The 24,978-nt window shown below is 42.5% G+C and carries 16 protein-coding genes; 6 read left to right on the top strand and 10 right to left on the bottom strand.

Annotated elements, in window-relative coordinates:
- Window positions 1-6: 6 nt before the first annotated feature.
- The 6 genes from B9G53_RS01830 to B9G53_RS01805 all read right to left on the bottom strand — a co-directional run bounded on the left by B9G53_RS01830 (window position 7) and on the right by B9G53_RS01805 (window position 12,250).
- Window positions 7-2,775, bottom strand: a complete 2,769-nt coding sequence (locus B9G53_RS01830; protein ID WP_094528618.1) for a methyl-accepting chemotaxis protein — start codon at window positions 2,773-2,775, stop codon at window positions 7-9.
- Between the two features lie 81 nt (window positions 2,776-2,856).
- Window positions 2,857-3,360, bottom strand: coding sequence for a chemotaxis protein CheW (locus B9G53_RS01825; protein ID WP_141211675.1), 504 nt, complete (start codon window positions 3,358-3,360; stop codon window positions 2,857-2,859).
- A 54-nt stretch (window positions 3,361-3,414) separates the two neighbouring features.
- Entirely contained in the window at window positions 3,415-3,780 is a 366-nt protein-coding gene (locus tag B9G53_RS01820) for a response regulator transcription factor (protein WP_094528616.1), read from the bottom strand.
- 78 nt (window positions 3,781-3,858) lie between these two features.
- Window positions 3,859-5,076, bottom strand: coding sequence for a response regulator (locus B9G53_RS01815; RefSeq protein ID WP_094528615.1), 1,218 nt, complete (start codon window positions 5,074-5,076; stop codon window positions 3,859-3,861).
- A 420-nt stretch (window positions 5,077-5,496) separates the two neighbouring features.
- A complete protein-coding gene (locus B9G53_RS01810; RefSeq protein ID WP_094528614.1) occupies window positions 5,497-8,901 on the bottom strand; it encodes a response regulator in 3,405 nt (1,134 codons plus the stop codon).
- Window positions 8,902-8,983: 82 nt separating this feature from the next.
- A complete protein-coding gene (locus tag B9G53_RS01805; RefSeq protein ID WP_094528613.1) occupies window positions 8,984-12,250 on the bottom strand; it encodes a methyl-accepting chemotaxis protein in 3,267 nt (1,088 codons plus the stop codon).
- 639 nt (window positions 12,251-12,889) lie between these two features.
- Between B9G53_RS01805 and B9G53_RS01800 the strand changes: the two genes are divergently transcribed.
- Window positions 12,890-13,951: a deoxyhypusine synthase gene (locus B9G53_RS01800; protein WP_094528612.1), complete on the top strand. Its 1,062-nt coding sequence runs from the start codon at window positions 12,890-12,892 to the stop codon at window positions 13,949-13,951.
- A gap of 61 nt (window positions 13,952-14,012) precedes the next feature.
- On the top strand, window positions 14,013-15,299 hold the full coding sequence (gene sbcD / locus B9G53_RS01795; RefSeq protein WP_094528611.1) for an exonuclease subunit SbcD: 1,287 nt from the start codon (window positions 14,013-14,015) through the stop codon (window positions 15,297-15,299).
- Here the strand turns inward: sbcD and B9G53_RS01790 are convergent.
- From B9G53_RS01790 to B9G53_RS01775, 4 genes are all read right to left on the bottom strand, one after another.
- Window positions 15,261-15,935, bottom strand: coding sequence for a TatD family hydrolase (locus B9G53_RS01790; RefSeq protein ID WP_094528610.1), 675 nt, complete (start codon window positions 15,933-15,935; stop codon window positions 15,261-15,263). The two genes, sbcD and B9G53_RS01790, sit on opposite strands and share 39 nt — an antisense overlap.
- Window positions 15,925-16,659, bottom strand: a complete 735-nt coding sequence (locus B9G53_RS01785; RefSeq protein WP_094528609.1) for a Uma2 family endonuclease — start codon at window positions 16,657-16,659, stop codon at window positions 15,925-15,927. The genes B9G53_RS01790 and B9G53_RS01785 overlap by 11 nt, the downstream gene beginning before the upstream one ends.
- A 107-nt stretch (window positions 16,660-16,766) precedes the next feature.
- On the bottom strand, window positions 16,767-17,828 hold the full coding sequence (gene lpxD / locus B9G53_RS01780) for a UDP-3-O-(3-hydroxymyristoyl)glucosamine N-acyltransferase (RefSeq protein WP_094528608.1): 1,062 nt from the start codon (window positions 17,826-17,828) through the stop codon (window positions 16,767-16,769).
- Between the two features lie 213 nt (window positions 17,829-18,041).
- Window positions 18,042-18,488 (bottom strand): SH3 domain-containing protein, encoded by a 447-nt coding sequence (locus B9G53_RS01775; protein ID WP_094528607.1) that lies wholly within the window; start codon window positions 18,486-18,488, stop codon window positions 18,042-18,044.
- Window positions 18,489-18,910: 422 nt separating this feature from the next.
- On the opposite strand from B9G53_RS01775, the gene B9G53_RS01770 reads away from it, so the two are divergent.
- The 4 genes from B9G53_RS01770 (at window position 18,911) to B9G53_RS01755 (ending at window position 24,798) form a co-directional block, all read left to right on the top strand.
- The gene (locus B9G53_RS01770; protein ID WP_094528606.1) at window positions 18,911-19,633 is read left to right on the top strand and encodes a peptidylprolyl isomerase; all 723 of its coding nucleotides are present in this window, start codon (window positions 18,911-18,913) and stop codon (window positions 19,631-19,633) included.
- Between the two features lie 229 nt (window positions 19,634-19,862).
- Window positions 19,863-22,811, top strand: coding sequence for a peptidase domain-containing ABC transporter (locus B9G53_RS01765; RefSeq protein WP_094528605.1), 2,949 nt, complete (start codon window positions 19,863-19,865; stop codon window positions 22,809-22,811).
- Window positions 22,812-22,859: 48 nt separating this feature from the next.
- Window positions 22,860-24,407: an HlyD family efflux transporter periplasmic adaptor subunit gene (locus B9G53_RS01760; RefSeq protein WP_094528604.1), complete on the top strand. Its 1,548-nt coding sequence runs from the start codon at window positions 22,860-22,862 to the stop codon at window positions 24,405-24,407.
- 211 nt (window positions 24,408-24,618) lie between these two features.
- Entirely contained in the window at window positions 24,619-24,798 is a 180-nt protein-coding gene (locus tag B9G53_RS01755; protein WP_094528603.1) for a hypothetical protein, read from the top strand.
- Window positions 24,799-24,978 lie beyond the last annotated feature (180 nt).

Raw genomic sequence — 24,978 nt, 5'->3', positions numbered from 1 at the left:
TTGTGATTACGCAGATTTTTCTAGACGGAACTGACGCACAGATGTCTGTAGCTCATCAACTACTCCCACCAAAACTTGCAGCGAGGAAACAACTGTCTGGGTGTCCGTTGCTGTGGATTGGGCGATCGCATTGGCGTTTTCCATAATACTATTCACCTTTTGAGAGACTTGGGTTTGCGAAATCGTACTACTAGAAATCGTCTGTAAGTAGTTATCGATAGTCTGGCTCAACTCAGCCAAGTCCTTCAATGTGTCCTTAGTTTCTTCAACCGACTGTGTACCCGCAACAACTTCCGCTGTCCCTACTTCCATCGCCTTTAAAACTTCTGTAGTCTCATGCTGAATATTGGTAACCAGCAATTGAATTTCTCTGGTTGCATCAGTCACTCGGTCAGCTAAGCGCCGCACCTCATCGGCAACTACACGGAATCCCTGTCCATTTTCACCAGCCCTTGCCGCTTCAATCGATGCATTGAAGGCAAGTAAGTTGGTTTTTTCAGAAATGCTAGAAATAATCGATACAATTTGCGAAACCTCTTGCGATGACTCGGCTAGTTGCTTCATCTTTTTGGCAGTAGCAGCAACCGTAGACCGAATTGCTTTAATACTGCCAACAGTGCGATCCATTCTTACGTCACCTTCACGGGCGGCGATCGCGGCTCGTCTTGCCACACCTGCTGCATCCTGAGCGGATTTAGCAACTTGGGCGATCGATTGAGAGTTCTGCTCTACAGCTTCGAGGGCTTGGGCGATCCCATCAGACTGTGCTAACGATGCACTGGAAAATTTCTGCACCGAGTTTTCGCTTTCCTTTGCCAGAGATCCCGCGTGGATAGCCGTAGATTTGACTTCCTCCACCAATTTCCTTAATTTGCGAATCGTGGCATTAAAGGCATCGGCAATCGATCCCACTACGCCGTCAGTTACCTTAGCTTCAGCAGTTAAGTCACCTTTTTGTGCGCCTTCAATTTCCAAGAGCAGATTAATAACTTCCCTTTGCAGCAATTCCTTTTCTTTACGTTGAATTTCGGCTTCCTGTTCTTTGGATGATGACTGTTGCGCGAGCGTTCTCTCAGACATCTCGATACTATCGGCCATGCTATTAAAGGATTGAGCTAGCTCTCCAATTTCATCATTGGCAAAGATCGCTGCTCTTGCCTTGCGATCGCCTGACGTAAATTGCTTAGCGATCGGGGTGAGCGACTGCACAGGCTTGGCAACCACCCGATCCAAAAATCTTGCCAACAAAATATCCAATAGAATGACGATCGCCGCCGAAATACTCAGAGAAATCCATGTGTTTTTCAATAAATCATTCATTTCGGTTTCAGGTGTACCGCGCACCAAGATACCAACAGGAGTATTGCTATACATCGGTACACTACCTGTATCTGTTTCGACAATGCGATTGGGAACGGCTCTCGCCGCCATCGTGTAGTAAGTATTCCCAACTAAAACCCGACCTGTCACGGTTTGTCCATTGGCGGCTGTTACTGCACGATTGAGTAAATCATCTGCGGCTGCTCCTGAAATGGGCAAATTAGGATTACTAGTCTCAAAGTTAGGTTGCTCGACTGAAGTAGCGATCGCAAATTCGCCCGATGAGTTGCGATAGTAGACAGCACCATAGCCCCCTAAACCTTTTTTACCCGTAGCTTGTGAGGTTGCGGCGAGAGCCTTGAGGGTATTCTCCACAATTGGCGCTTTTTTATTGACAATATCCCCTGAAATTAGTACACCAATAATTTTCTGGGTAGTAGGATCTTTAACGGCTGTGGCTGTATAGCGAATAAGAGAATCCGTCGGCGTAAATCCATTAGGTAGAGGTGGTGCTTCTTTTTGGAGATCATCAGCACTGACAATGGCGGTCGCTTTGATTTGATTGGGATCTTTGAGAATATCACTGACTAGATTATTCGGATCGAAGTCTTGCCCTGAGCGATCGCTATTAGCACTAATAATCACCTTCGCATCAGCACCCACCAGCGTCGCATATTCAATCTTTCTTGCCTTGATTTCGTTCTCCAGAATCTTTTTCACCTGTTCTTTTAATGGTGCTGGAATCGGCTGCTTGCTAGAGTATAGACTCGCCGCATTGATTACCGCCGCGTTATCCGACTGCCCTCGAAAGCCAAATCCCATCTGGTTGATTTTGATGTTGTAGTTAATCTCCATAACCGACACTTCTGACTGCGCCTGTTTGAATAACTGATCCTGCAAAGAACGTCCAATTAAGAATGCCCCAAAACCGACCAATGAAAGCGAAAGAAATTCAGAAACTAATAGAGCCGTAAACTGCTTGCGTCCGACAGGTAGATCATAGAACCATCTGAGTGGTGAAGATTGGGTCTGAGACAAAGACTTTGAGGATTTGGTCACCACCTTCTTAGGTTTCTGAATCTCTTTGCCTTTAGGTGATGACTTCGATACTGGTGCTGGTGCAGCAGTCTGTGATTTTGGGTGAGCAGCGATCGCGATCGCTTGCGGATCTTCTTTAATTGGCAATGTATCGACAGTACTTTGCTCTTCACCCATAGCTTCGATCGCCTTAATCGCGATCGCGGCATATGTACCATCTTGATCTTCATCAATAATTTGCTGATAAATCGCTCTAGCTGCATTCACATCTCCCTGACTTTCTAAGTCATAGGCATAGAGAATCCGAGCCATCGGATCACTTCCCTGCGGAGAATTACCGTTGCCATTAGCATGTCCTGAGCCATTGCCATTAGCAGACATCACTGTTGAGACTAAAGTATCGTTATTGGGTGTCATAGAAGTTATTAGGATTTATTGAATTGAATAGATAAATTGAAGTTAGGTGAACAATGCAACGCATTGTTCACCTAAAAGTCCCTATGCTGTGGAAATACCAACTAATTTAGCGCTCTCTTCACTAATACCCACATCAGGATTTAAAATCCGAAAAATCTCATTGATATTGACAATTCCATAGGTATTGCCATCAATCTTCGCTAACCCTAACAATAAAGATTTCGAGCGTGGCGGTAACTTATCTGGCACAGGAAAGAGCTTTTGTGGATCAAGGGTAATGATTTCTTCCAGCCCCATCACGACACAGGCAAGGCGACGGATCTCTCCATCTGGCATGGCAAGACGTAGGGCGATCGCCATAATTGGTTTTGCCAAAGGCATCGGCTGAATCCCAAAGAACTTTTCCAAGTGCAGAACCCATAGCAAACTACCCCGTTGATTAGTGACCCCCAGCAGACAAGGATGGACTGCTGGGATCGGACTAATATCTTGAGATTGCAACTGTAAAACCTCATCAACATAGTCTACAGGGATAGCAATCCGCAGTAATGATGAAACCCTAAGTCGGCAATATTCTTGAATCATAGAATTATTCTTAAATAACTGACCAAATCGATTTAACAAGTAAATCTGCAATTTCTAATTAACATGCTGATAAACTGTGTCTAGCAGTTGTTTTGGAGCAAAGGGCTTGGTCAAATAAGCATTCCCTCCCTGTCTCAAAGCCCAAAACTTATCAAATTCTTGATCCTTAGATGTACAAAAGATAATCGGAATTTGTTTCAACTGATCTTGATTGCGAATGGTGCGGCATAAATCAAGTCCGCTTTGACCTGGCATGATCACATCTAAAACAATCAAATTTGGTGGCGTATGACTTGATAGCCATTGCCAAGCATCTTCAGCATTTCCTTGTAAAATAACATCAAATCCAGAACGCGATAATAAGCTGGAAATAAGTTGCTGTTCGGCATGTCCATCTTCCACAACAAGTACAGTTTTCATAGAGTTGTCAGTGTTTTTAGATTTTGATTGATTGATTTTGACGTAACTTTGAGAATTCTTGAATTAGGTTAAACGACTCTAAGAGCCGCCCATCTTCACATCTATATTCCCATTAATTAATTGATTACTTGAACCTTGACTATTCTGAAGGAGTCGCTGAACTTTAGTAATCAATTTATCCGCATTTACAGGCTTGGTAACATAGTCAGTAGCTCCCGCGAGTTGCGCTCTCATCCGATCAATGAGTCCATCTCTCCCTGTAAACATGACAATTGGTACATTTCGCATATGTCGTGATTGACGTAACATTGTACAGAGTTCATATCCGTCGATTTCTGGCATCGTAATATCCATTAAAATCAATGCAGGTTTTTGCCTTACCAATGAAGTAAGACAAGTAGTAGGATCAGTCATCCCCAGTACCTGAAATCCAGACATTTCTAGTACCATTTTGACCTGACGCTGGACTGTATGGCTATCATCGATACAGGCTATCAATGGACCTGTGGGGGCTTGAAAGGCGATCGCCTCACCTGTTGCCGAGGGAAAAACCTCCAAAGTTTTATTAATAATCAATGGACTCAACCAAGTTGATAACACATGAGGTTCTTTGCCGATCTGGTGACAAATTTCGTAGATGCTGAGCTTCTGCTCTAAGATATCCAACCAAACTGTCAAGCTCACATTTTGTAAGCTAACATTTGGAGATGCTCCAATCGCCCCTTGAGCATTTGAGGGAATGTGATTAGCATTTTCCCAGAAATGACTAAAGTCTTTAACTTTACTGCGATCGAGATAGATTCGCGAAAAAGGAGAGGAAATGTGGGTGTGGAGTTTTTGCCAAAAGCGCACATGACTAACAATCGGTTTAATTAAATCCGATAATGGTGCGGCAATTAGGACAGGTTTGATACAGAGATTAGATTCAAATTTCACATAGGCGTTAGTATGCGAAATAGCATGGATTAGCGCTTCTCTAGATAAACTGAGCAGCAATCGACGAAAATCAGTAAGGGAAAGATTATGCTCCAGTTGCCATTCATAAAGACTTTCGTATTCTGATTTGTCGGCACTAAGTCTTGGTAATGGCAGATCTGGGTTTATTTGTTGCCAAAGTAACCCAAAGCGCTCAGGTCTATAACCAATGGTTGTGGCAAAATATAACCGAGAACCTCCAACATATAACTGCCAACCAATTGATTCGTCTTGCGGGATGGATATCGATAGACATCCTGTTAGCTCTCTTTGAGCAATAACCTGCAATAACTTATAGGGATTGTTGAGACTACCTTGCATGGAATTGGAGTACTAAATTTAACTGAATTACCAGTCTGAACTTACAGTTCCATTAAATGGAACCTGAATCCCCCAGTATAAATACTTAAAATATATGTCTCGAACTATAAATTTTGATCATTTATAGCGCTTTGCACTCAAACCCAAACTAGGAGGATTCTTGAAAGTGTTGCTTAGCAATGCTTTTAAGGATTTTTGTAGTTTATTTGATCGGTAATTGCTGTAATTTAAACAACCATAATTAAAATATGTAGCGCTATGTTGTAGCTTACGCTACATAATATTTCAAAAGAGTAATGGCGGCGCGATTCGCGCCGCCATTACTCTTTTGAAACTTGCCTTGTTATAACTAAATTCTCAAATAAGAGAGGTGGCGCTTTGCACGCTCTCTCTTATTTGGGAATCAACAAACTCAATTCACTATCCTGAAATAATTTGATGTAATTTTTTAACTAGTTCTTGCTCTCGATATGGCTTACTGAAGTAGGCTTTTGCACCAAGATCTAACGCTAACTTTTGATCATTTTCATTGTTCTTGTTAGTGAGGACAATGATTGGTAAGTTTTGGAGATCGGTATCAGCACGAATACTCGATAAAAGCTTAAATCCATCCATGTGCGGCATTTCCAAATCAGTGATCACTACGTCAACATTTAATCTCATCTCTAAACAGTCTTTGAGAAAGGCGATCGCCTCTTTGCCATCTTGAACCTGTTCAGTCAAAAATCCTGACTTGGTGAGTGTCATCGCCAGATAACGCCGAACATTGGCTGAAGACTCCACAATTAATACTCTTGGTTGATGCGATCGCCTGACTTGATGGTTCCCTAGCTCACTGGTAAACAGCCCAGAACTTTCGAGGTTTTCAGGCTCAGGCGATCGCTCTAAATTAATATCAGAGACTGGTTCTAACAGATTGGCAATCGGTGACGCTGATGATGAATCTCCTGCATTAAAAAAGTCAGAAAGACTACTCAGGTTATCCATATTTGAGTGATCAGACTGAGACGTTAAAACCAAATCAGCATGAGGATGCAGAAATTGATTGACTAATTCAGCAGGATTGAGCAAAGCAACAGCCTGATTACTGCCCAAGATCACTGTACCCAGAAAAATTTGGGGAAGGCTTATATCCCCTTCAACTTGATGAAATGTTGCTTCTTGATCATGCCAGCAACCATCAGTTTGCAATGCAAATAGATGATTTTCATAACTGATTACTAAAAATGAAGGTACAGCCTGAGCAGGTTTCTGACTTTCGGCTAGATTTGACTGTGGAGATTGGCTTGATTGGAGAATCTCTTGACTCAAGCTATACCGACAATTGAGTTTTAAGGAAGAATTGAGTCGCACAACTGGAAGCACGCGATCGCGCCATGGTAAAGTCTCTACCTTATCAGCATCATGATCATCGAGATTACTCGGAATTACTTCCAAGATCATTTTACTAGGAACTGCTAGGCACATTTGATTGATATCAATGAGTAGCACCCGAATTAGGGAGAGGATATTCGGCAAAACCAAGGTGAATTGAGTACCTTTTCCTCTCTGAGACTGCACCGAAATAGTACCGCCTAACTCTCTCAACTTCTTTTTCACACCGCACAATTTAGTTCCTGTGTCCGCCGAGGAGTTACTATGCACGAGATTAAAACTTGGCTCAAAAATTAATCCCATTAACTGTTCATCACTCATGTCCATCGTTGAAAAACCTGACATGCCTGCGATCGCTGCCGATTGTTCAACTTGATGACGGATTTTTTCTATATCAAGCCCACAACCATCATCACTAACCTTGATGATCGTACTTTCATCGGTTTGAGTTGCCATAAATTCAATTTTGCCTTGGGATACTTTTCCCTGCTCTTGACGCTCATGGGGAGATTCAATACCATGTTGAAAGGCATTCCGCAGCAATAGCTCCAGTGGTTCAGTGATGATTTCGGAGATTAATCGCTCAACTTCAATCTCAGCACCTTGAACAACTAACTCCACCTGTTTACCGTACTGGAGTGATAGATCTCGCAAAATACGCGGAAATTTTGTGACAAGACTAGAGATCGGATGTTTGAGGACTTGGCGCAGATTTTTTCTTAAATGATAAACATCCTGACTCATCGCATAGGTTTGCTGTTCAGTGAGCGCTAGTACATTGACGATCTGTTCAACGGTATTTTGTAACCCTGCGATCGCTAGTTGCTGCTGGCTATCTGAGTTAGACTCTAACAACTGCAAATGTTTTTGAGCATCCCCAGACAGAATTTTGATTTCACCTAAATAAATATCTAAACTTCCCTTACGCACTAATAATTCTTCCGATAAATCCCCCAACATTTCTAAATGATTTAAAGGAAGTCGAATCGTCGCATCATTGACTTTTGTAAACTGAACATCCAACTGACTACTATCAGTAGTACCCATATCCATATCCATTTCAGATTTCCTATCTAAGGCTAAAGCCGAAAAATCTGCATAAGAAATTTCTTTGTCCCCAAAATTCATCTGTGATAAGTCAGACCAAGAAGAATTGGTGTCAACAGGAATATTCTGATAGATCGGTGATTCTTCTATCGCCGTATCAATGTCTGAAGCAGGAAAATCTTCTTTGAGCATTTCCGCTAACATTAAGCTACTGTCTAAATCTGAAGGATGAGAACTAGGATTTTCCTTGAATTGGAGATTTTGCGCTGCATCTAGGCTAGATATAGTGCGATCGCTTGACTCAAAAGCACTGCTAGGAGTCATGTTTTCAACAATATCATTAGATAATTCAGACAGGGCAAAGTCAGACAAGTCAAACGCAGGGACTAGATCTTCATCATTTGGCTGCGACCAAGACTCCATTGCTGTAAATTTATTCCAAACATGATCCAGATTATCTTCAAGCTCTTGCAGATCCTCGCCATCTACATCAGGATTATTCCACTTAACACCTTGAATTTCAGTTTCATCATCATTTCCGACATTATTACCTAATAGTTGAGCGGTAGATGTTGCTGAAAATATATCCGCAAACAATTCTGGCATTGGCAATCTTTCGGTAATCCTAGTTTCATGAGATTCCTGCAAGTCTTCAGTCAATTCATCTAAATTGCCCGTAAAAGAGTTTCCTGATAAATTGGGGAATAAAGTCGTCAATTCATCAACAGAACTTCCTAAAGTATCTTGAAACGACTTATCGGTAGCCAAATAATGATCTTCTTGATCTATTTGAATCATTAGAAAACTATCTGAATTATCTATATTATTGATTGGTATTGTATCCAATTCTTCCTGATTAGAATCTCCATCAAAATCTAGATCAAACAGATGTAAAGCTTCTGGAGTATCTTCTAAGTTAAAAGGTTCATTGTCCCGAACATAGGATTTTAAAATACTTAGTGAAGTAATCTCATCTGCTTCCGATTGTAGATGTTCAGTTATTTGAGCAAATAAGTCACGTTGTAATTCGAGCCAATCCCTAGCTAAATCTACGCCTAAACAATATTCATTGATTACTTGATTGGACATATTGACTATTTCAATCATCAACTCTTTGGTAATCCAATCAATCTCCACACGGCGATCGCGTAATTGGTTGATTAACGACTCAAGATTATGCATTATTTCTGCAAAAGATGAGTTAGGAACATAAAAATCAGCTTTAATCGCCGCATCTCGCATCAACTTAATCGTAGAAATTAAGCTGTCAAGTTGTTGCTGGAAATTTGGCAGACTTACATCTAATTCTAAGACTTTGTTTTTTAAATCATGCGTATAAGCTTGAGCTTCCTTAGAAAAAATTGTCTTGGTTTGTGGCACTATTTCAATCATGGGAAAGTCCATTACATCTATCTCTGATCAACTTCTATCTTCAAATCAGTAATACTTCACATCGCCAAAAGCATTGCTGATGGTCAATTAAACTCTAGCGAGTTTTGAAATGAGACAAGGATTGTTGGAGTTCTCCAGAATACCCTCGGGTGGTTTTGATAAACTTGGATACTTCTGAAGAAGAGGCGAGCGTTCTTTTAGCCATATGCGAAATATCATTCATCAAGTTGGCAACCCCTTCCGATGTCTGAGCTTGTGAAGTCGTTGCCTCAGCGATCGCCACCATTAATCCATCAATTTGCTGGGAGATTTGGGCAACTTGTTGCAAGCTGTCCTTAGCATTGATCGCCAAGTTATTGCTCTCTGATAGTTGCGTACTACCAGACTCAACGGCCGCCATCACCGCATTAGTTTCACTTTGAATATTACTGAGTAGACTTTCCACTTCTTTGGTTGCCGCAACTGAACGCGCAGCTAGTTCTCCCACCTCTTCTGCAACTAATACAAATCCATGATTAGTATCATTTGATCGAGATGCTTCAAGCGTGGCATTAATGGCTAAAAAGTTGGTTTTAATGGCAATTTCATTAATTGCAGAAATCGCTTTAGCAATTTTTTGGGAGACGACACCCAGATGCTTAACTCTCTTAGCCGTTGTGGAGACTGTGTTTTGCAATTCTCCCACCTTGGACATCACCGCATCAATAGAGCGATCGCTGTCAGACAATTTTTCTGATACTAGTTGTGATGATTGCAATACTTGTTGGCTATTATTGACAATTCTTGTTGCTGATAGCTTAGACATCTGCATTGTGGTTAGCGATCGCGTCACTGTATCGACCTGTCTCTGAGAGACACTAGCAAGATTGGCGATCGCCTGTTCATTTTGACCAAGGGAGAAATTAACTTGGTTTGCTGAGGATTTAACTTGACCGACAATATTTTGCAACCCACGGATGACATCATCAAAAAATATGGCAACATTCGCCAAACTGCCGTCAACCGACCGAGTAGAAACCGTAAGATCACCATCAGCTAAAGATTGGATGTCTTTAAGCATTTGCGCCAAATGCTCCCGAAGGGCTTGATTTTGTTGGCGATAACTCTCAACTTCAGCATGTCGTTGTACTATTTCTGCGCGAACTTTTTTGCCTAAATACAAGATATTCTCATCGGATAAATCGACATCTTGAACTTCACGTTTTTCTTCCCTTGCAAGTTTTGCCAAAACTTTAAACAACTTCACTACCTGTAACTGTAAGTTTTGGTTTTCTTGCTCTTGCTTCTGCATCATCGTTTGGAATTGTTCAGACATTTTATTAATGCTTAAGGAAATATCTGACAGCTCGTCATTTCCTTCCACACTCAAGGTTCCAAAGCTAACCCCAGCCTTTCCTTGTCTAAGATCTCGTAAAGCAGCCCGAATATCCTTAAGTCTAGTACTAAGTTTTCTCGATAAAGCATAGGCGATCGCGGCGACGAGCAAAGGCGTAGCCGCAATACCAATACCAATCACCAACAGTAAATTTTGATTACCTGCGATCGCCTTAGTTTTGTCTATAGTCGTTAAGACATCCCAAGTCAAAAGATCATAGGTCTGCATATTCGGCACAGGAGCATAGGCAAGCAGTAGCCCATTGCGATCGCTCTTGACCGTATCTTGGGAACCCGATGACTGAGAAGTTCGCAGATCAGGGAGCATGGCAAAATTGGTTAACGCATCTTCGCCAACCGTGACAGGTTGGGAACTAGCAATATATTTGTTAGCGCTATCAACTATGTAAAAATCTCTATTCTCATTACCATCGTTACGTCCATTGTTTAAATCATTCACTAATTTTTTTACGGGAATTTCAACCTGCAAAATCATGGTGACTTTTTGGGAAACAGAACTCTTGATTGATCTAGCTACATAGAAATAAACCCCATCTTTCCCTGCCACAGGATTACTAAAAGATACATTATCTACAGAACTGACCTTGCTAAGAATATTGGGGTTAAGAGTTTGGAGGGTTTTCGATTGGCTTGACTGAGCGATTAACTCTCCATTAGTGCTAAACAGTGCAATACTGGTGTAATCAGGATAAGCTTGACCATAGAGATTCAACCGATTAGTCAATTGCTGCTTATATTGACGTTGCTGAGCAATTGGCATCGATGCAAGAGGATTATTTACTTTGGGATCTGCGGACTTTAATAAAGTATTCTGTCCTACCTCGGTCGAAACCAGCAATTTTTGCAACACTTCCACACCATTAGTCTGCTGCTTTAAAAAATTTCTGGTCACATTTGCTAAAGCGATCGCTTCCGATTGCTGCGCTTGTTTGACCTTATTTAATAACAAACCATCACCCACTTGGTATGCCACCACACCCAAGGCGATCGCAGGAACTGTCGCGACTAAAGCACCCCATAAAGTAATTTTTTGGCTGACACTAGAGAATTTAAACATGTCCTCCAAGGCGATCGCTGAAGTCGTATTTCTTGCACTAACCTTGCTCCGCTCAGCAGTATTTTGAGCATCCATCCCCCAACCCAAAAATGCTGATTCTACAGGTGGAAATTCGACTTTTTGTTTATTCTGTTGGCTTACTTCCTGAATATTAGAGATCGTCTCATTCAATATTGAAGATGCAACAACCTTTTCCGTTACATCTTCTTCTAGATCCTGATCTCTAATCATTATATTTTCGACATCTCCAACCATCAGAGTCGGCTCGTCTAGCAGTTGCTCTTGAGGAATAGTTGTTTCTCCCTGTTCCTGCTGATTATTCTTAAATAGAGCCGCGATCGCAGGTGGTGGTGGAATTAGCGCATTACCGTTAACCTGAATCTTTCCAGAAACTTTCGGTTTAACAGGAGTATTAGAAGCAGTCGCTAGTACGGTCAGGTCACTAGTCGTCGATTCATCATGGTCGAGAATATAGGAAATACTCCCATCGCCAAATGTGTTCTTTAATTTTGAGCCGAGATTGGCGGTCTCTAACTGCAAAGCCCTATAGTTCGCTTCCTGAGCCTTATCAGCATAACTAGTCTCTTTGCGATTAGGATTATTAATGGAACCTATATCTTTTGATAGGGTATTATTTTGAGAAATACTAGCTAACTTGTTTTGGATTTGAGCAAGCGAAGTACTTGCAAGATCAAGCAAATCTGGATCATCCGTGAGAGTCAATACCTGTTGGTATTGCACCTTAGCATACTCAATTTTACCTGCCTTACGGAAGGTTGCGCCTAACCAAATATGCAGTTTGGGATTGCGAGGATCTTCATACAACAATTCTGAGAACTGCTGCATCGCCTCTTCATACCGACCCTCTGCATAGGAGTGTAGAGCCGCCTGATACTGCGCTGTCATCATGATCGCCCCTGTATGAAAATACGTCTTTGTTTCAAGAAGGAGGCTTTAAATCGCTACAAGTCTCCTGATACATAATTAAACGCATTTATATGTAAATTCTCTAGCGCCATTTTGCTTGTGTTTACCAAAAAAAGTGTTATGATAGCTAAGGATTTGTTGCACTCAGCTAAATAGAAATTGAAAAAACTGGTTTTATTGCTTGGATGTGATTGGCTCCTCAACCTAAAGTTGGATGAAAGACGCGAGTCTGATCCCACTCTTTCTTGGGATGATGCCTGTGAAGGACCGAGTATGTTCCGATCGACCTTCTAACTATAAGGGTTGTAACCACTGTTAACAACCTAGGTCGATCGCTTCTCACCATGGAGAAGATTAAATATTTTTCACAATTGAATAAGCAGTAGAAATCCTTTGGTGATGGAGAGTTTCTTTGCGTGTAGTGTTTCTATTCGGCAATAGTATGTCTTTTGAATGATGTTACTTGCCACATGAAAACACATGACATCGTAAAGCAAATTTCCTAGGTCATTGGGTTATGCGATTCTGCTTGTTCTGTTATGCAATTCCACTCAAACTTTTTTCTTGCATACTCTTTCTTGCACATATTCACGACACATAGCATCTAGGACAAACAGAATCATGAAACGCGAACTACTTAAACAGACTGTTGAACACATTGATATCAAAGCTTTTGATGTCGTCGGATTGGTTGACGCAATGGCAAACACCGCTTTTCAAGGTAGAAACCTTGGCCGTGCTGCTCATATCTATGACGATATGATTAAGGACAAAGATTGCGCGATCATCCTGTGTTTGGCAGGTTCTTTATTTAGTGCGGGTCTGAAGGGAGTTATCTACGATCTGATCGCCAACAACATGGTAGACATGATTGTCTCTACAGGCGCAAACATCGTCGATCAAGACTTCTTTGAAGCCCTCGGATTTCGCCACTACGTCGGTGACACCTTTGCTGACGATAAAGTACTTCGCGAAAACGCGATCGATCGCATCTATGACACCTACATCGACGAAGACGAATTGCGCGTTTGCGACATGACGATTGCCGAAATTGCCAACTCTCTTCCTCCTCGCCCCTATTCTTCTCGCGAGTTCATCCATGAAATGGGTGCGTACCTCGATAAGAATGCCAAAAACCGTCATTCCGTTGTTTTGGCAGCTTACGAGCATCAAGTTCCCATCTTCGTTCCTGCCTTCAGTGACTGTTCCGCAGGTTTCGGCTTAGTCCATCATCAGTGGTTCTCTCCTGAAGAGCATGTCAGCATCGACTCTGTGCGCGACTTCCGCGAGTTGACTCAGTGCAAGTTGGCAAGCCCTCACACTGGGCTATTTATGATCGGTGGTGGTGTACCAAAGAACTTCGCTCAAGACACTGTTGTTGCGGCTGAGTTGCTTGGTTTTGAAGCAGCAATGCACAAGTATGCTGTCCAAATCACCGTAGCTGATGAGCGCGACGGCGCTCTATCTGGTTCCACTTTAAAGGAAGCACATTCTTGGGGCAAGGTTGATATTGTCCAAGAGCAAATGGTTTACTCCGAAGCCACTGTGGCACTGCCTCTAATTGCAGGCTATGTCTACGGTAAGAAGAACTGGTGTGATCGCGCTCCTCGTCAGCTTGCTCAAGTATTCAACAAGCCATCTGTTGGAGCTTTCAGCAATATTCCTGCACCCGTTGGCGTGTAATGACATAAGCTAAAAGGGGACGCTTTGCGTCCCCTTTTTTTGTACATATGCGAGGCAGATGATGACTATTAAGGTTCTCCATCTTTCCGATATACATCTTGGTAGCACTACCCATGGCAAAGTTAATCCGCAAACAGGATTGAATACGCGCCTAGAAGATTTTTTAGCCGCATTGACGATCTGTATCGATCGCGCCATTAATGAACCAGCCGATATAGTTCTATTTGGCGGTGATGCCTTTCCAGATGCCACACCACCACCGCTAGTACAGCAAGCTTTTGCAAAACAATTTCGTCGCCTTGCCGATGCTGGTATTCCCACGGTGTTATTAGTGGGAAATCACGATCAACATTCTCAGGGTGTGGGCGGTGCGAGTCTAGCGATTTATCGTAGTCTTGCTGTGCCGAACTTCACGGTGGGAGACACGATCGCCACACATCGGATTGCTACAGAGGCTGGAGATATTCAGATTATTACGTTACCTTGGATTACGCGATCGACTTTACTCACGAAGTCAGAAACAGAAGGCTTTTCGATGAGTGAAGTAAGTCAATTTCTGACTAATCGATTGGATGTAGTTCTCGAAGGCGAAATTCGGCAACTTGATCCCCAGTTGCCTACTATTTTATTGGCTCATGTGATGGTGGATACGGCTACCTACGGCGCAGAGAGATTTTTAGCAGCGGGGAAAGGTTTCACAATTCCATTATCCATGCTGACCCGTGAAGCCTTTGATTATGTAGCGCTTGGTCATGTTCATCGTCATCAAATTCTAGCGACACAACCGCTTGTAGTCTACCCTGGAAGTATTGAGCGAGTAGATTTTGGTGAAGAGAATGAAGCGAAGGGCTATTGCTGGCTAGAGGTGGAGAAAGGAAATGTGAAGTTTGAGTTTTGTGCAATTCCGACTCGTGCATTTCGGACAATGGAAGTAGATGTGACGCAATCGGAAGATCCACAAGGGAAATTGTTGAAAGCTATTCAGAAAGGACAGATTGATCAGGCGATCGCCAGACTGATCTACAAAGTCAAAGCCGAGCAGTTAGCCCAAATTGACGATCGCCTCTTACATGAAGCAATGGCGATCGCCCATAATTATTCCCTCATTCCTGAAGTCGTCAGCCAAAATCCGCGCACTCGATTACCTGAGCTAAGTACAGCCGAGGCTCTCGATCCAATGACTGCACTTAAGACCTATCTCAGCACACGCGAAGATCTCAAAAATATGGAGCCTGAAATGCTAACTGCGGCGCAAGAATTACTCAGTGAGATTGGTTTAGGAATGGATGAACTTGATTCTATTGAAGATTCAGCCCAGTCTAGTCAATTGACGATAAGTTTCAACTAATTGTGTTTGCAGTGTTTCCAGTGAAATATGGCGCAGGCTAGCGGCGCGATCGTAAATTTGCTCAATGTTAATGTCATTGCGATCATCGGTTTCTAAAAGGAATCTACCTTGCGGCATAGTAGCGATCGCCTGAGTCACAGGAGAGCGATCGCTTAAAATGGCTGCTCCAAAAGAGAAATAAAAATCATGCTTCAGGAGTTGTTGAAATACTTCTTCTTTCTTATTAAATCCATGAATAATCCAAGGCATCGAGGATTTAGTATTTTTCTTTAACGCAATTAATTCCGCAAATGCTCTAACACAATGAATCACAAGCGGTTTCTGTAACTCTTCAGCGAGTTCTATATGTCTTTTAAAAACAGCAATTTGGGTCTCTAAAGATAAATCAATATTCCGATCTAATCCACATTCACCGATCGCTACCACCTGTGATAATTTTGCTAAATCTACAAGATTTGCCAATGCTGCTTCCCATGTTTCCAACTGGACAAACCAAGGATGCAAGCCAAGACTACAAGTATTCGGTAATGATTCGGCTTGCAATTCTGGGGTGACATGCAGAGTTTGCAGATTGATGAGATCTGATGATTGGCGATCGTGATGTGTATGGAAATCAATAAATATTTTACTCCTCATCTGGATCGATACCCAAAGCACGTAAACGCTCTGCAAGGCGATCAGCCCGTTGACGTTCTTGATCAGCGCGTTGACCTTCCTGTATGACTCGTTGCTGCTCCTGCCAAACTTGAATCTTAGATTGCTGCAATAGTTGATCTAACTCTACAGGGGATAGAAATTTTTGCCCATCGGGGCGAAATAATACTAATTCTTGTCCTGCTACCCAATCAAAACGGATTCCTAACAGTGGACTCACCCAGTTGCTCATTGAGAGAATTGGAGTTAGGCGATCACCTTGTCTCTGCCAGCCTGCTAAGGTTAAATCATCAGGATCGTAAATATAATATTCCTGAATGCCATAGGTTTCATAAAATGTAAACTTCTCATCTAGAGCATCAATACCGCGACTATCTTTATTGCTGGGTGACAAAATTTCAAAAGCAACCTGTGGAGGAATATTATCCTCTAGCCATTGCTTGTAAGAGCCTCGCCTACCTTTAGGTCTGCCAAATACAACCATCACATCTGGAGCCATACGTCTTAGGGTATAGCGCACAGGATACCAAGCCAAGTCCCCTCCCACAAATACATTGGGATCGTTAGCATACATAATCTCTAGATTTTCTTTGATGATCACAATCCAGCGAAACTGCTCGGTATTGTCAGACATAGGATTACCGTCACTATCTGGATAGTCGATCTCTGGGGCGATCGCTTCCTGAGTTAATGGTTGCAGAGTCATGGATTTGCCCTCGCATAGACCTGTGCGTGATTAATATATTCTATAGCCAAACCCAAAAGAGAGTTGCGGCGCGAAGCGCCGCAACTCTCTTTTGGGTTTGGCTACTGCTATTCCGCAGTCTTTGCTTCTAGTTCCGCAATTCTCTTTTCTAGTTTGCGAACTGTATGCAATAAATCTGGAAGTTGACGTTCCGAAATAACGATACGCTTCCAGTCCTTTTCAGGAACGACGGGATAGCCCATCATCGTCACACCTGCGGGAACATCACTGGGAATGCCCGACTTTGCACCGATGATTGCCCCATCGCCAATGTGAATGTGATTAGCTGCGCCCACTTGTCCTGCCAAGACTACATGATGACCGAGAGTGACACCACCTGCTAAGCCTACCTGTGAAGCGAGAACGGAATGTGCCCCGACTTCAACACCATGACCAATCTGGACAAAGTTATCCAGTTTTGCACCTTTATGAATGACAGTGACACCGACGGCAGGACGATCAACGGCACAGGAACAGCCCAGTTCGACATTATCTTCGATGATCACATGACCCGTTTGAGGGACTTTGTACCATGTGCCATTGGGTGATATCTCGAAGCCAAAGCCGTCGCCACCTAAAACTGTGCTGGGATGGAACAAACAATTGGCACCGATTTGAGTGCGATCGCTGATTACACAATTTGCATGAATGGTTGTATTTGCACCAATCTCGACATCGTTGTAAATGGTGACATGGGGATAAATCGTGACATTATCGCCTATTTTGACGCGATCGCTAATGACGACATAGGGTGCGATCGACACATTTACCCCTAGCTGCACGCCTTCACCCAAAATTGCGGTGGGATGAATACCCTGTGGCGGCGTGGGTGGTTGATAAAACTTTTCGAGAACCTTCGCAAAAAGAATGCGGGGATGGGCAGTGCGGATACAGGGCAAAGGTGATGGAGTTTTTAGATCGAGGATGACAGCGCTGGCTTGGGTATCCTTAAGCCGAGCGACAAATTTTGCTGATGACACAAAGGTAATTTCTCCAGTCTGCGCCTTATCGATCGCAGCGACTCCCGTAATGATGGGATCGTCACCATCGGATTCAAATCGACAATCGGGTAGTAAGGCGACAAACTCGGCTGCGAGTTCGGAGAGTTTGAAAGAAATTGTTTGTGTCATGGATCTGATGTCATATCAAGAATGCGCGATTACCATAATACTTAATTGTGCCAAGTCTATTCGTACTAAGTCGCTAGACAAACCCTTCCCTGTCTCATTATGAGATCCATATAAATCAACCATTTTGAGCTTTCTCTGCATCCCTAAGGTTTACTGCGATCGCTTACTTTAATCTTCTAGCCAAAAAAAAGCCTCGCATTGCGAGGCTTTTCTTTATTCTTTGTTGATGTTGCCAGTTCTTACCCATCCCTCTTCCTTGGTGTTTTCATTTCTGACATATATCCATTCACGATCTGGGGTTTCTTTAATTACAGCAACTTTGGTATTAAAGTCTGCACCACCAACATTACGCGCAGACTGATTGGGATCAGAACGAAATACTAGACCAATACTAGCATTGACTTTACCTTGATATTTTGCATCATTCTCTTTGGGCTTGGCTTTAACCGTTGGCTTAGGTATTATTGGCTGCACCTTAATAGCAGCGATCGGTGATTTTGGTGCAGGTACAGCTTTAAGATCATTAGTAAAAACAGGTCTTTGCGGACTTTTTCTATAGGGTAAAATGATGTAATACCAGCCAACCGTCACTATTGAAGCAATTAGTCCCAGACTAAACGCTAAACTTACACTAGATTTTGCAGTCTCTGGAAATCTCATTCAATAACACCTATCACTATCGAATCACTGTAAAAAGGGGCTAAAGATTTTATGTATAAACTATGCTAATGGCAGTTCATGTATAAAATCACTAGCTAACCAAAATTGATGATTGGTTGAATAGATTACCTTAAGTTCTCCAAATTTAACAGAGATTTTTTCTGCTTATATACTCCTTTCCTACTATAAGAATAGGTGCTATAAAGCAAATAATTGGTGGTGCGAGGCTTCACCGCGCACCACCAATTATTTACTGGGAAGGGAGTAGTCATATTAGTTAAGCTTCAAAAATGGTTTGAGGTCTGCGATTTAAGAATTAGATTTTTGATGGCGCAGCTTTGCTGCGCCATCAAAAATCTAATTCTTATTTTACGACGAAGCCCTAACTGCTTAGGATTGTTATAATTTGCTCTACAAAATCTATGGTGAGTCACTTGACAATAGATAGTATTAGAACTGAAGAAGCATCTGTGGAGTCACTATTAGCGATCTATCGCTTGTTGCCAAATTTTAAACGTGAACTGGCTATCGATCGCGCGATCGCCGACGTTACGATTACTTCAGAAGAAATTAATCTAGCATTACAAGAATTTCAGCAACGTTACAAGTTAACTACCCAAGAAGCGCTCCAGAATTATTGCCAAGTTTATAGTCTTACTAATGAACAACTACAGATGATCGCTCTACGCGAGTTCAAAATCGAAAAATTTAAGCGGCAAACTTGGGGAAATCGTCTCGAATCAGCATTTTTAAATCGTAGAGCTAGTTTAGATCGTGCTATTTATTCTGTGATTCGTCATAAAAATCTTGAGCTTTTACAAGAACTATTCTTTCGGATAGATGAGGGTGAACAGACCTTTGCCGAGCTAGCTACCCAATATTCTCAAGGAGCCGAATCACAAACTGGCGGCATGATTGGTCCTGTGCCTCTTATTAGGCTTCCTCCTGCGATCGCGGACAAATTGCGTCATAGTTTGCCCCAACAGATGCATCCCCCTTTTCTGTTAGAGGATTGGTTTGTACTTTTGCGGTTAGAAAAATTTATGCCTGCTCAGTTTGACGATACGACTACTCAAGTTTTATTAAGTCAACTATTTGAGGAGTTTTTACAAGAGCAGAATGTGACAGCCAAAGTCGATTCCTAAGGTGTTTCCGATTACCAAATATATGGTATTAGTGCGTTTAAACTGATAATAAGATAATAAGTAGTTAGGCACAATTAAATGTACAAAGCTTTGCGCTCAAACCTCTAGGAAACGCTGTGCGTGCGCTACAGGTTTTGGAGCTTATTTTTAATTATGCTCAGCTACTTACTGATTCTCTTGATTCCTGATTTGATTTCCTATTTGTAGCGTTTTTATAGCGTTAATTTTCATGCTCACCCACACCCATGCTACTCAAGACCTTCTTGAGCGCATTCCCGTATTTCAAACGCTCGATCGCTCAATTTTGCAAGAAGTGAGCGATCGCCTGAAGCCATTGCGTTATCGGATGGGGCAAGTAATTTTGCGTCGGGAAACAATGCCATCTCAAGTATTGTTTTTATGGGAAGGTCAAGCAAGACTCTTAGCGCAAATACCAAAAATGATCACCCCTACGACCTTAGAAATTCTCAAGTCGGGTGCAGTAATTGGATGGGTAAGTTTGATTCGTGATCAACCCTGCGAAACTGCGATCGCTTCTGTTGAAAGTACTTTTTTATCCTTAGAAGCAACAGATTTTTTACAACTTTGCGATCTCTATCCCACTTTTAAGAATGCTTTTATAAATCAAATCTCACCAGCAGAAGTGTTTGATTTATTTGCGATCGAGATGGATCGCCGCGCTCAATCTCCTCAAAATTTTATGCAACTGGTTCGCAATGCTTGTCAAGATGCACGGGTTTTGACTTTACCTGCGGGAAAAAATGTGATCGCGCCTCTTGATCCTGATTTTGTCTGGCTAGTTAGTGGTGGACAAAATATACAGATTCCCTTTGGTACAAGAGTTGAGCCAAATCGCACTGTCTTTGAAATTCCAGAAGTCAGTTATCTCCGTTTGATTGGCTTGCGCGATGATTTTGCGGTGGCTACTGAAGTAGTGACTGAATTAGCACCCCATCCCACCGCCTTCGATATTCCCTATGCGCCTGATTTGCCGAATGTTAGCGATCGCAGCGATCGCAAATCTCAAGACTATCCTTATATCTATGGGCGTGGCCCCCTTGATGCATCAGTGGCGTGTTTTGAGATGCTGGCTAAATATTGGAGTATGCCCTTTAATCGCCATGTGATCAAACGGGCGATCGCCAATCAATATGATCGCTCTCAAAGTATCTCTTTGCAGCTATGCGGCACGATCTCCGAACTGATGGGGCTAAATGGGCAGTTGGTAACGATTCCTGCTAGTGCCATTGGTCAGGTTCCTACTCCTGCTTTATTACCTTGGCAAGATACTTTTGCGGTGCTTTACAAAACTAGCGATCGCGAACAGGTGTTAGGTATTCCTGAACAGGGAATAGTAATTAAGAAGACTGCTCAATTTGCCGACCTTTGGGGCGAATCAGGACAGATTTTACTAATTCAACCAACGAAAGACACTCCCCAACAAAAATTTGGTCTGTCTTGGTTTCTACCATCCCTCAAGCGCTACCGCAATCCCTTAATAACAGTTTTGGTAGCCTCTTTCTTTGTGCAGTTATTGGGCTTGGCAAATCCCCTGATTACGCAGGTAATTATTGACAAAGTAATTATTCAAAATTCACCCTCGACCTTAAATATCTTGGGCATACTCTTACTAACGATCTCCTTTTTTGAAGCCTTAATTACAGCACTGCGAACCTATTTATTTGTAAACACCACTAATCGCATTGACTTAACCCTCGGTTCAGAAACAATTGATCATCTGGTCAGATTGCCCCTGCGCTATTTTGAGAAGCGATCGGTTGGAGAACTATCCAGCCGTATCGGTGAACTAGAAAATATTCGCCAATTTTTGACAGGTACAGCTCTCACGGTTGTCCTTGATGCAGTATTTTCAGTCGTCTATATCGTGGTGATGATCTGCTATAGCTGGCTGCTGACTCTTGTCGCCTTGGGAACCGTGCCATTGTTTGGATTGCTGACCTTTATCGTTGCCCCGATTGTCAGGACGCAGCTTCGCAGTAAAGCCGAACGCAATGCCGCAACTCAGTCCTATTTAGTGGAAGTTGTTTCAGGTATTCAGACCGTTAAGGCGCAAAGTATTGAGTTGCAGTCACGTTGGGAATGGCAACGTCGTTATGCTCGCTATGTTTCCGATGGATTTAAGACCGTAGTAACTTCCACAACTGCGGGTTCCATGAGTCAGTTTTTAAATCAGTTCTCTAACCTATTGCTGCTATGGGTTGGCGCTTTCTTGGTGCTGGATGGCAAGCTATCTCTAGGACAGCTAATCGCGTTTCGGATTATTGCGGGTTATACGACATCGCCACTTTTACGGCTGATTCAGCTTTGGCAAAATTTTCAAGAAACAGCCCTCTCATTAGAACGGCTCAGCGATATTATTAATCATCCTCAAGAACAAGAGGAAGCAGGTCGCCGCAATATCCCTATGCCAGCAATTAGCGGAGCAGTCCGCTATGAGAATGTCAATTTCCGTTTTAATCCCAATGGACCTTTGCAGCTAAATAATGTAAATTTAGATGTTCCTAATGGTCAATTTGTCGGCGTTGTCGGAACTAGTGGTGCGGGCAAAAGTACGCTAACAAAGTTAATGTCGCGGCTCTATGAACCTGAGGCAGGCAGAATTTTTATCGATGATTATGACATTGGCAAAGTAGAGCTTTATTCGTTGCGGCGACAGATAGGTGTCGTTTTGCAAGATACATTGCTATTTGATGGCACGGTGCAGCAAAATATTGCTTTGACCAATCCTGATGCTACGCCCGATGAAATTGTGGCAGCAGCGCGAACTGCTTGCGCCCATGATTTCATTATGCAACTGCCTCAGGGATACGAGTCACGGGTAGGTGAACGCGGCGCTTCTTTATCTGGTGGACAAAGACAAAGAATTGCGATCGCGCGGACTATTTTACAAAAACCGCAATTACTGATTCTTGACGAGGCGACTAGCGCTCTTGACTACAATACCGAGCGTCAGGTCTGTTTAAATCTTGCTGAAGAATTTCGCGGACGCACGGTTTTCTTTATCACCCATCGCCTTGCTACAATTCGCACTGCTGACTTAATTTTGCTAATGGATAAAGGAAGGATTGCCGAGCAGGGAACTCATTCAGAACTTATGGCTTTGCAGGATCGCTATTTCTGCTTATATCGTCAACAGGAGGCGGCAGGTGATTCTTAGAGTTTGATTTTATAAAGATAGAAGTCCTAAAAACAAGATGGAAAAAGTATGACAAGTGATAACGGTAATCAACCAACCTCAAAATTAACAGCGATCGCCTCTGAAGATTTAGCCTCTAGTCATGGATTGGAGCAACCTGCTAGTGCGATCGCCAAAAAAAGCAATTTCGATCAGCCCTTAGCCTTGAGCCAGTCACCTAAATGGATTCCTGCAATTTTATGGACATTAGTTGGTTCGGTTACGGTGGCAATCATTTGGGCTTCAGTCGCCAAGATTGAAGAATCAATTCCTGCTCAGGGCAAATTAGAACCACAGGGAGCAGTTAAGGAAGTCCGTATTCCTGCCAATGGTGTACTCAAGGAAGTTTTGATCAAAGATGGACAGAAAGTCAAAGAAGGCGAAGTGTTATTGCGGATTGATGAAACTGTGGCAAAGTCTCAGCTTGAATCATTGCAAAAACTACGCAAAAATCTCCAGCAAGAAAATCAGTTTTATCGAGAAGTCCTTAATGGCAAAGCCTCAGAAATTGATGGCGCAAAAGTGAGTGCTGTCCCTGTGGAATTTTTTGCCCTAGCTCGAAATCGCGAAGCATTAATGACAGAAATGCAACTATATCGGATGCAGGTTAATGGCAGTGGTGCAAATTTGACAGGCGATCAACAGGATCGGCTCAACGCTTCAAGAGCAGAACTAGACTCGCGATCTCAAGCTGCCGAAGCGAATATTGCCCAGTCGCTGGAACAATTAAATCAAACTCGGATTAACCGTGCTAGCAAAGCAAACGCCTTGGCGATCGATGCCAAAATTCTTGATGATCTAGAAATTGCTGTTAAAGAAGGAGCGATTTCCCGTGTCCAATACCTCAAACAACAACAACAGGTAATCGCTACGGAGTCAGAAATTCGGCAGTTGGCGCGGGAGGAGCAGCGAATTCAGTCGGCGATCGCTGAAGGACAAGCGCGACTGAATAATACCTTTGACATTACCCGCAAAGAGTTGACTAGCCAAATTGCCGACAATACAAAACGTATTGCCGAAATTGATAGTCAATTTACCAAAGCCCTAGTGGACAATACCAAGAGACTTACGGAAGTTGAAGGTCAGATCCAGCAAGCAGAAGTGATCCTCAAAAACCAAGAACTCCGCGCTCCTGCATCTGGCACAGTATTTGAACTGAAAGCAGGGCTGGGCTACGTGGCGAATAACAATGCGAGTGAAGTGGTGCTAAAAATTGTGCCTGATGATTTGCTGGTTGCCAAAGTGTTTATCAGTAATCAAGATATCGGCTTTGTGACTGAGGGTAAAGATGTGGATGTTCGTATTGATTCCTTTCCTTTTACTGAGTTTGGGGATGTCAAGGGCAAATTAACTTGGATCGGTTCCGATGCCTTACCCCCTGATCAAGTGAATCCTACCTATCGATTTCCTGCGAAAGTGAAGCTTGACAAACAAGCCCTAGAGACTAATGGACGCAAAATTAATTTGCAGTCAGGCATGTCTCTAACGGCAAATATCAAAATCCGCGATCGCACGGTCATGAGTTTATTCACAGATTTCTTTGTCACAAATACTGAAAAACTTAAATTTGTCCGCTAAATGAAGGTTGTATAACTTTTGAATAACTTTTCCCTGTTTACATAATGAATTTTTAGTATATTCTTGGTCTAGTTACAACTTTAAAGGTAAGCGATCGCATAGCAATAACGAAATTGCCGTTATGCCGTTATGCTCTGGGGGAGAGCGCTAATCTGGATTTTGTTAGCTAAGAAGTACGGGGCTAAACAATTACACCAGCAGGGAAAATATTATGTCTGATAGCCAGAATGCAGGCTTAACCTTTGGTTTTGGCAATTATGGGGGCAACACTTCTATCTTTGGAGCTAATCAACTTCCAGATGTTTTAGGACTTGTTCAGTCCAAACTCCAACAAGCTGCCGCTAGTCCTGATCCCACATTCCGCTCTTATTTTACTGAAAAAAATATTTAGAAAGCAAATCCTTATACAGCAAGTATTTTGGGCTTTAATCCCAAAAGAATCACTATTTTAACAATTTAAATAATGATTCACTAATAGGAATTACTATCATTAATTTCTCAGGAAATCGCTGAAACCCTCATTGTCTCGTTGTAAATATTTTTAGGCTTCCATTACGAGCGGAATGTGGGC

The sequence above is a fragment of the Pseudanabaena sp. SR411 genome, from assembly GCF_002251945.1.
Classification (GTDB): domain Bacteria; phylum Cyanobacteriota; class Cyanobacteriia; order Pseudanabaenales; family Pseudanabaenaceae; genus Pseudanabaena.
This window is presented reverse-complemented; position numbering and strand designations above follow the sequence as displayed.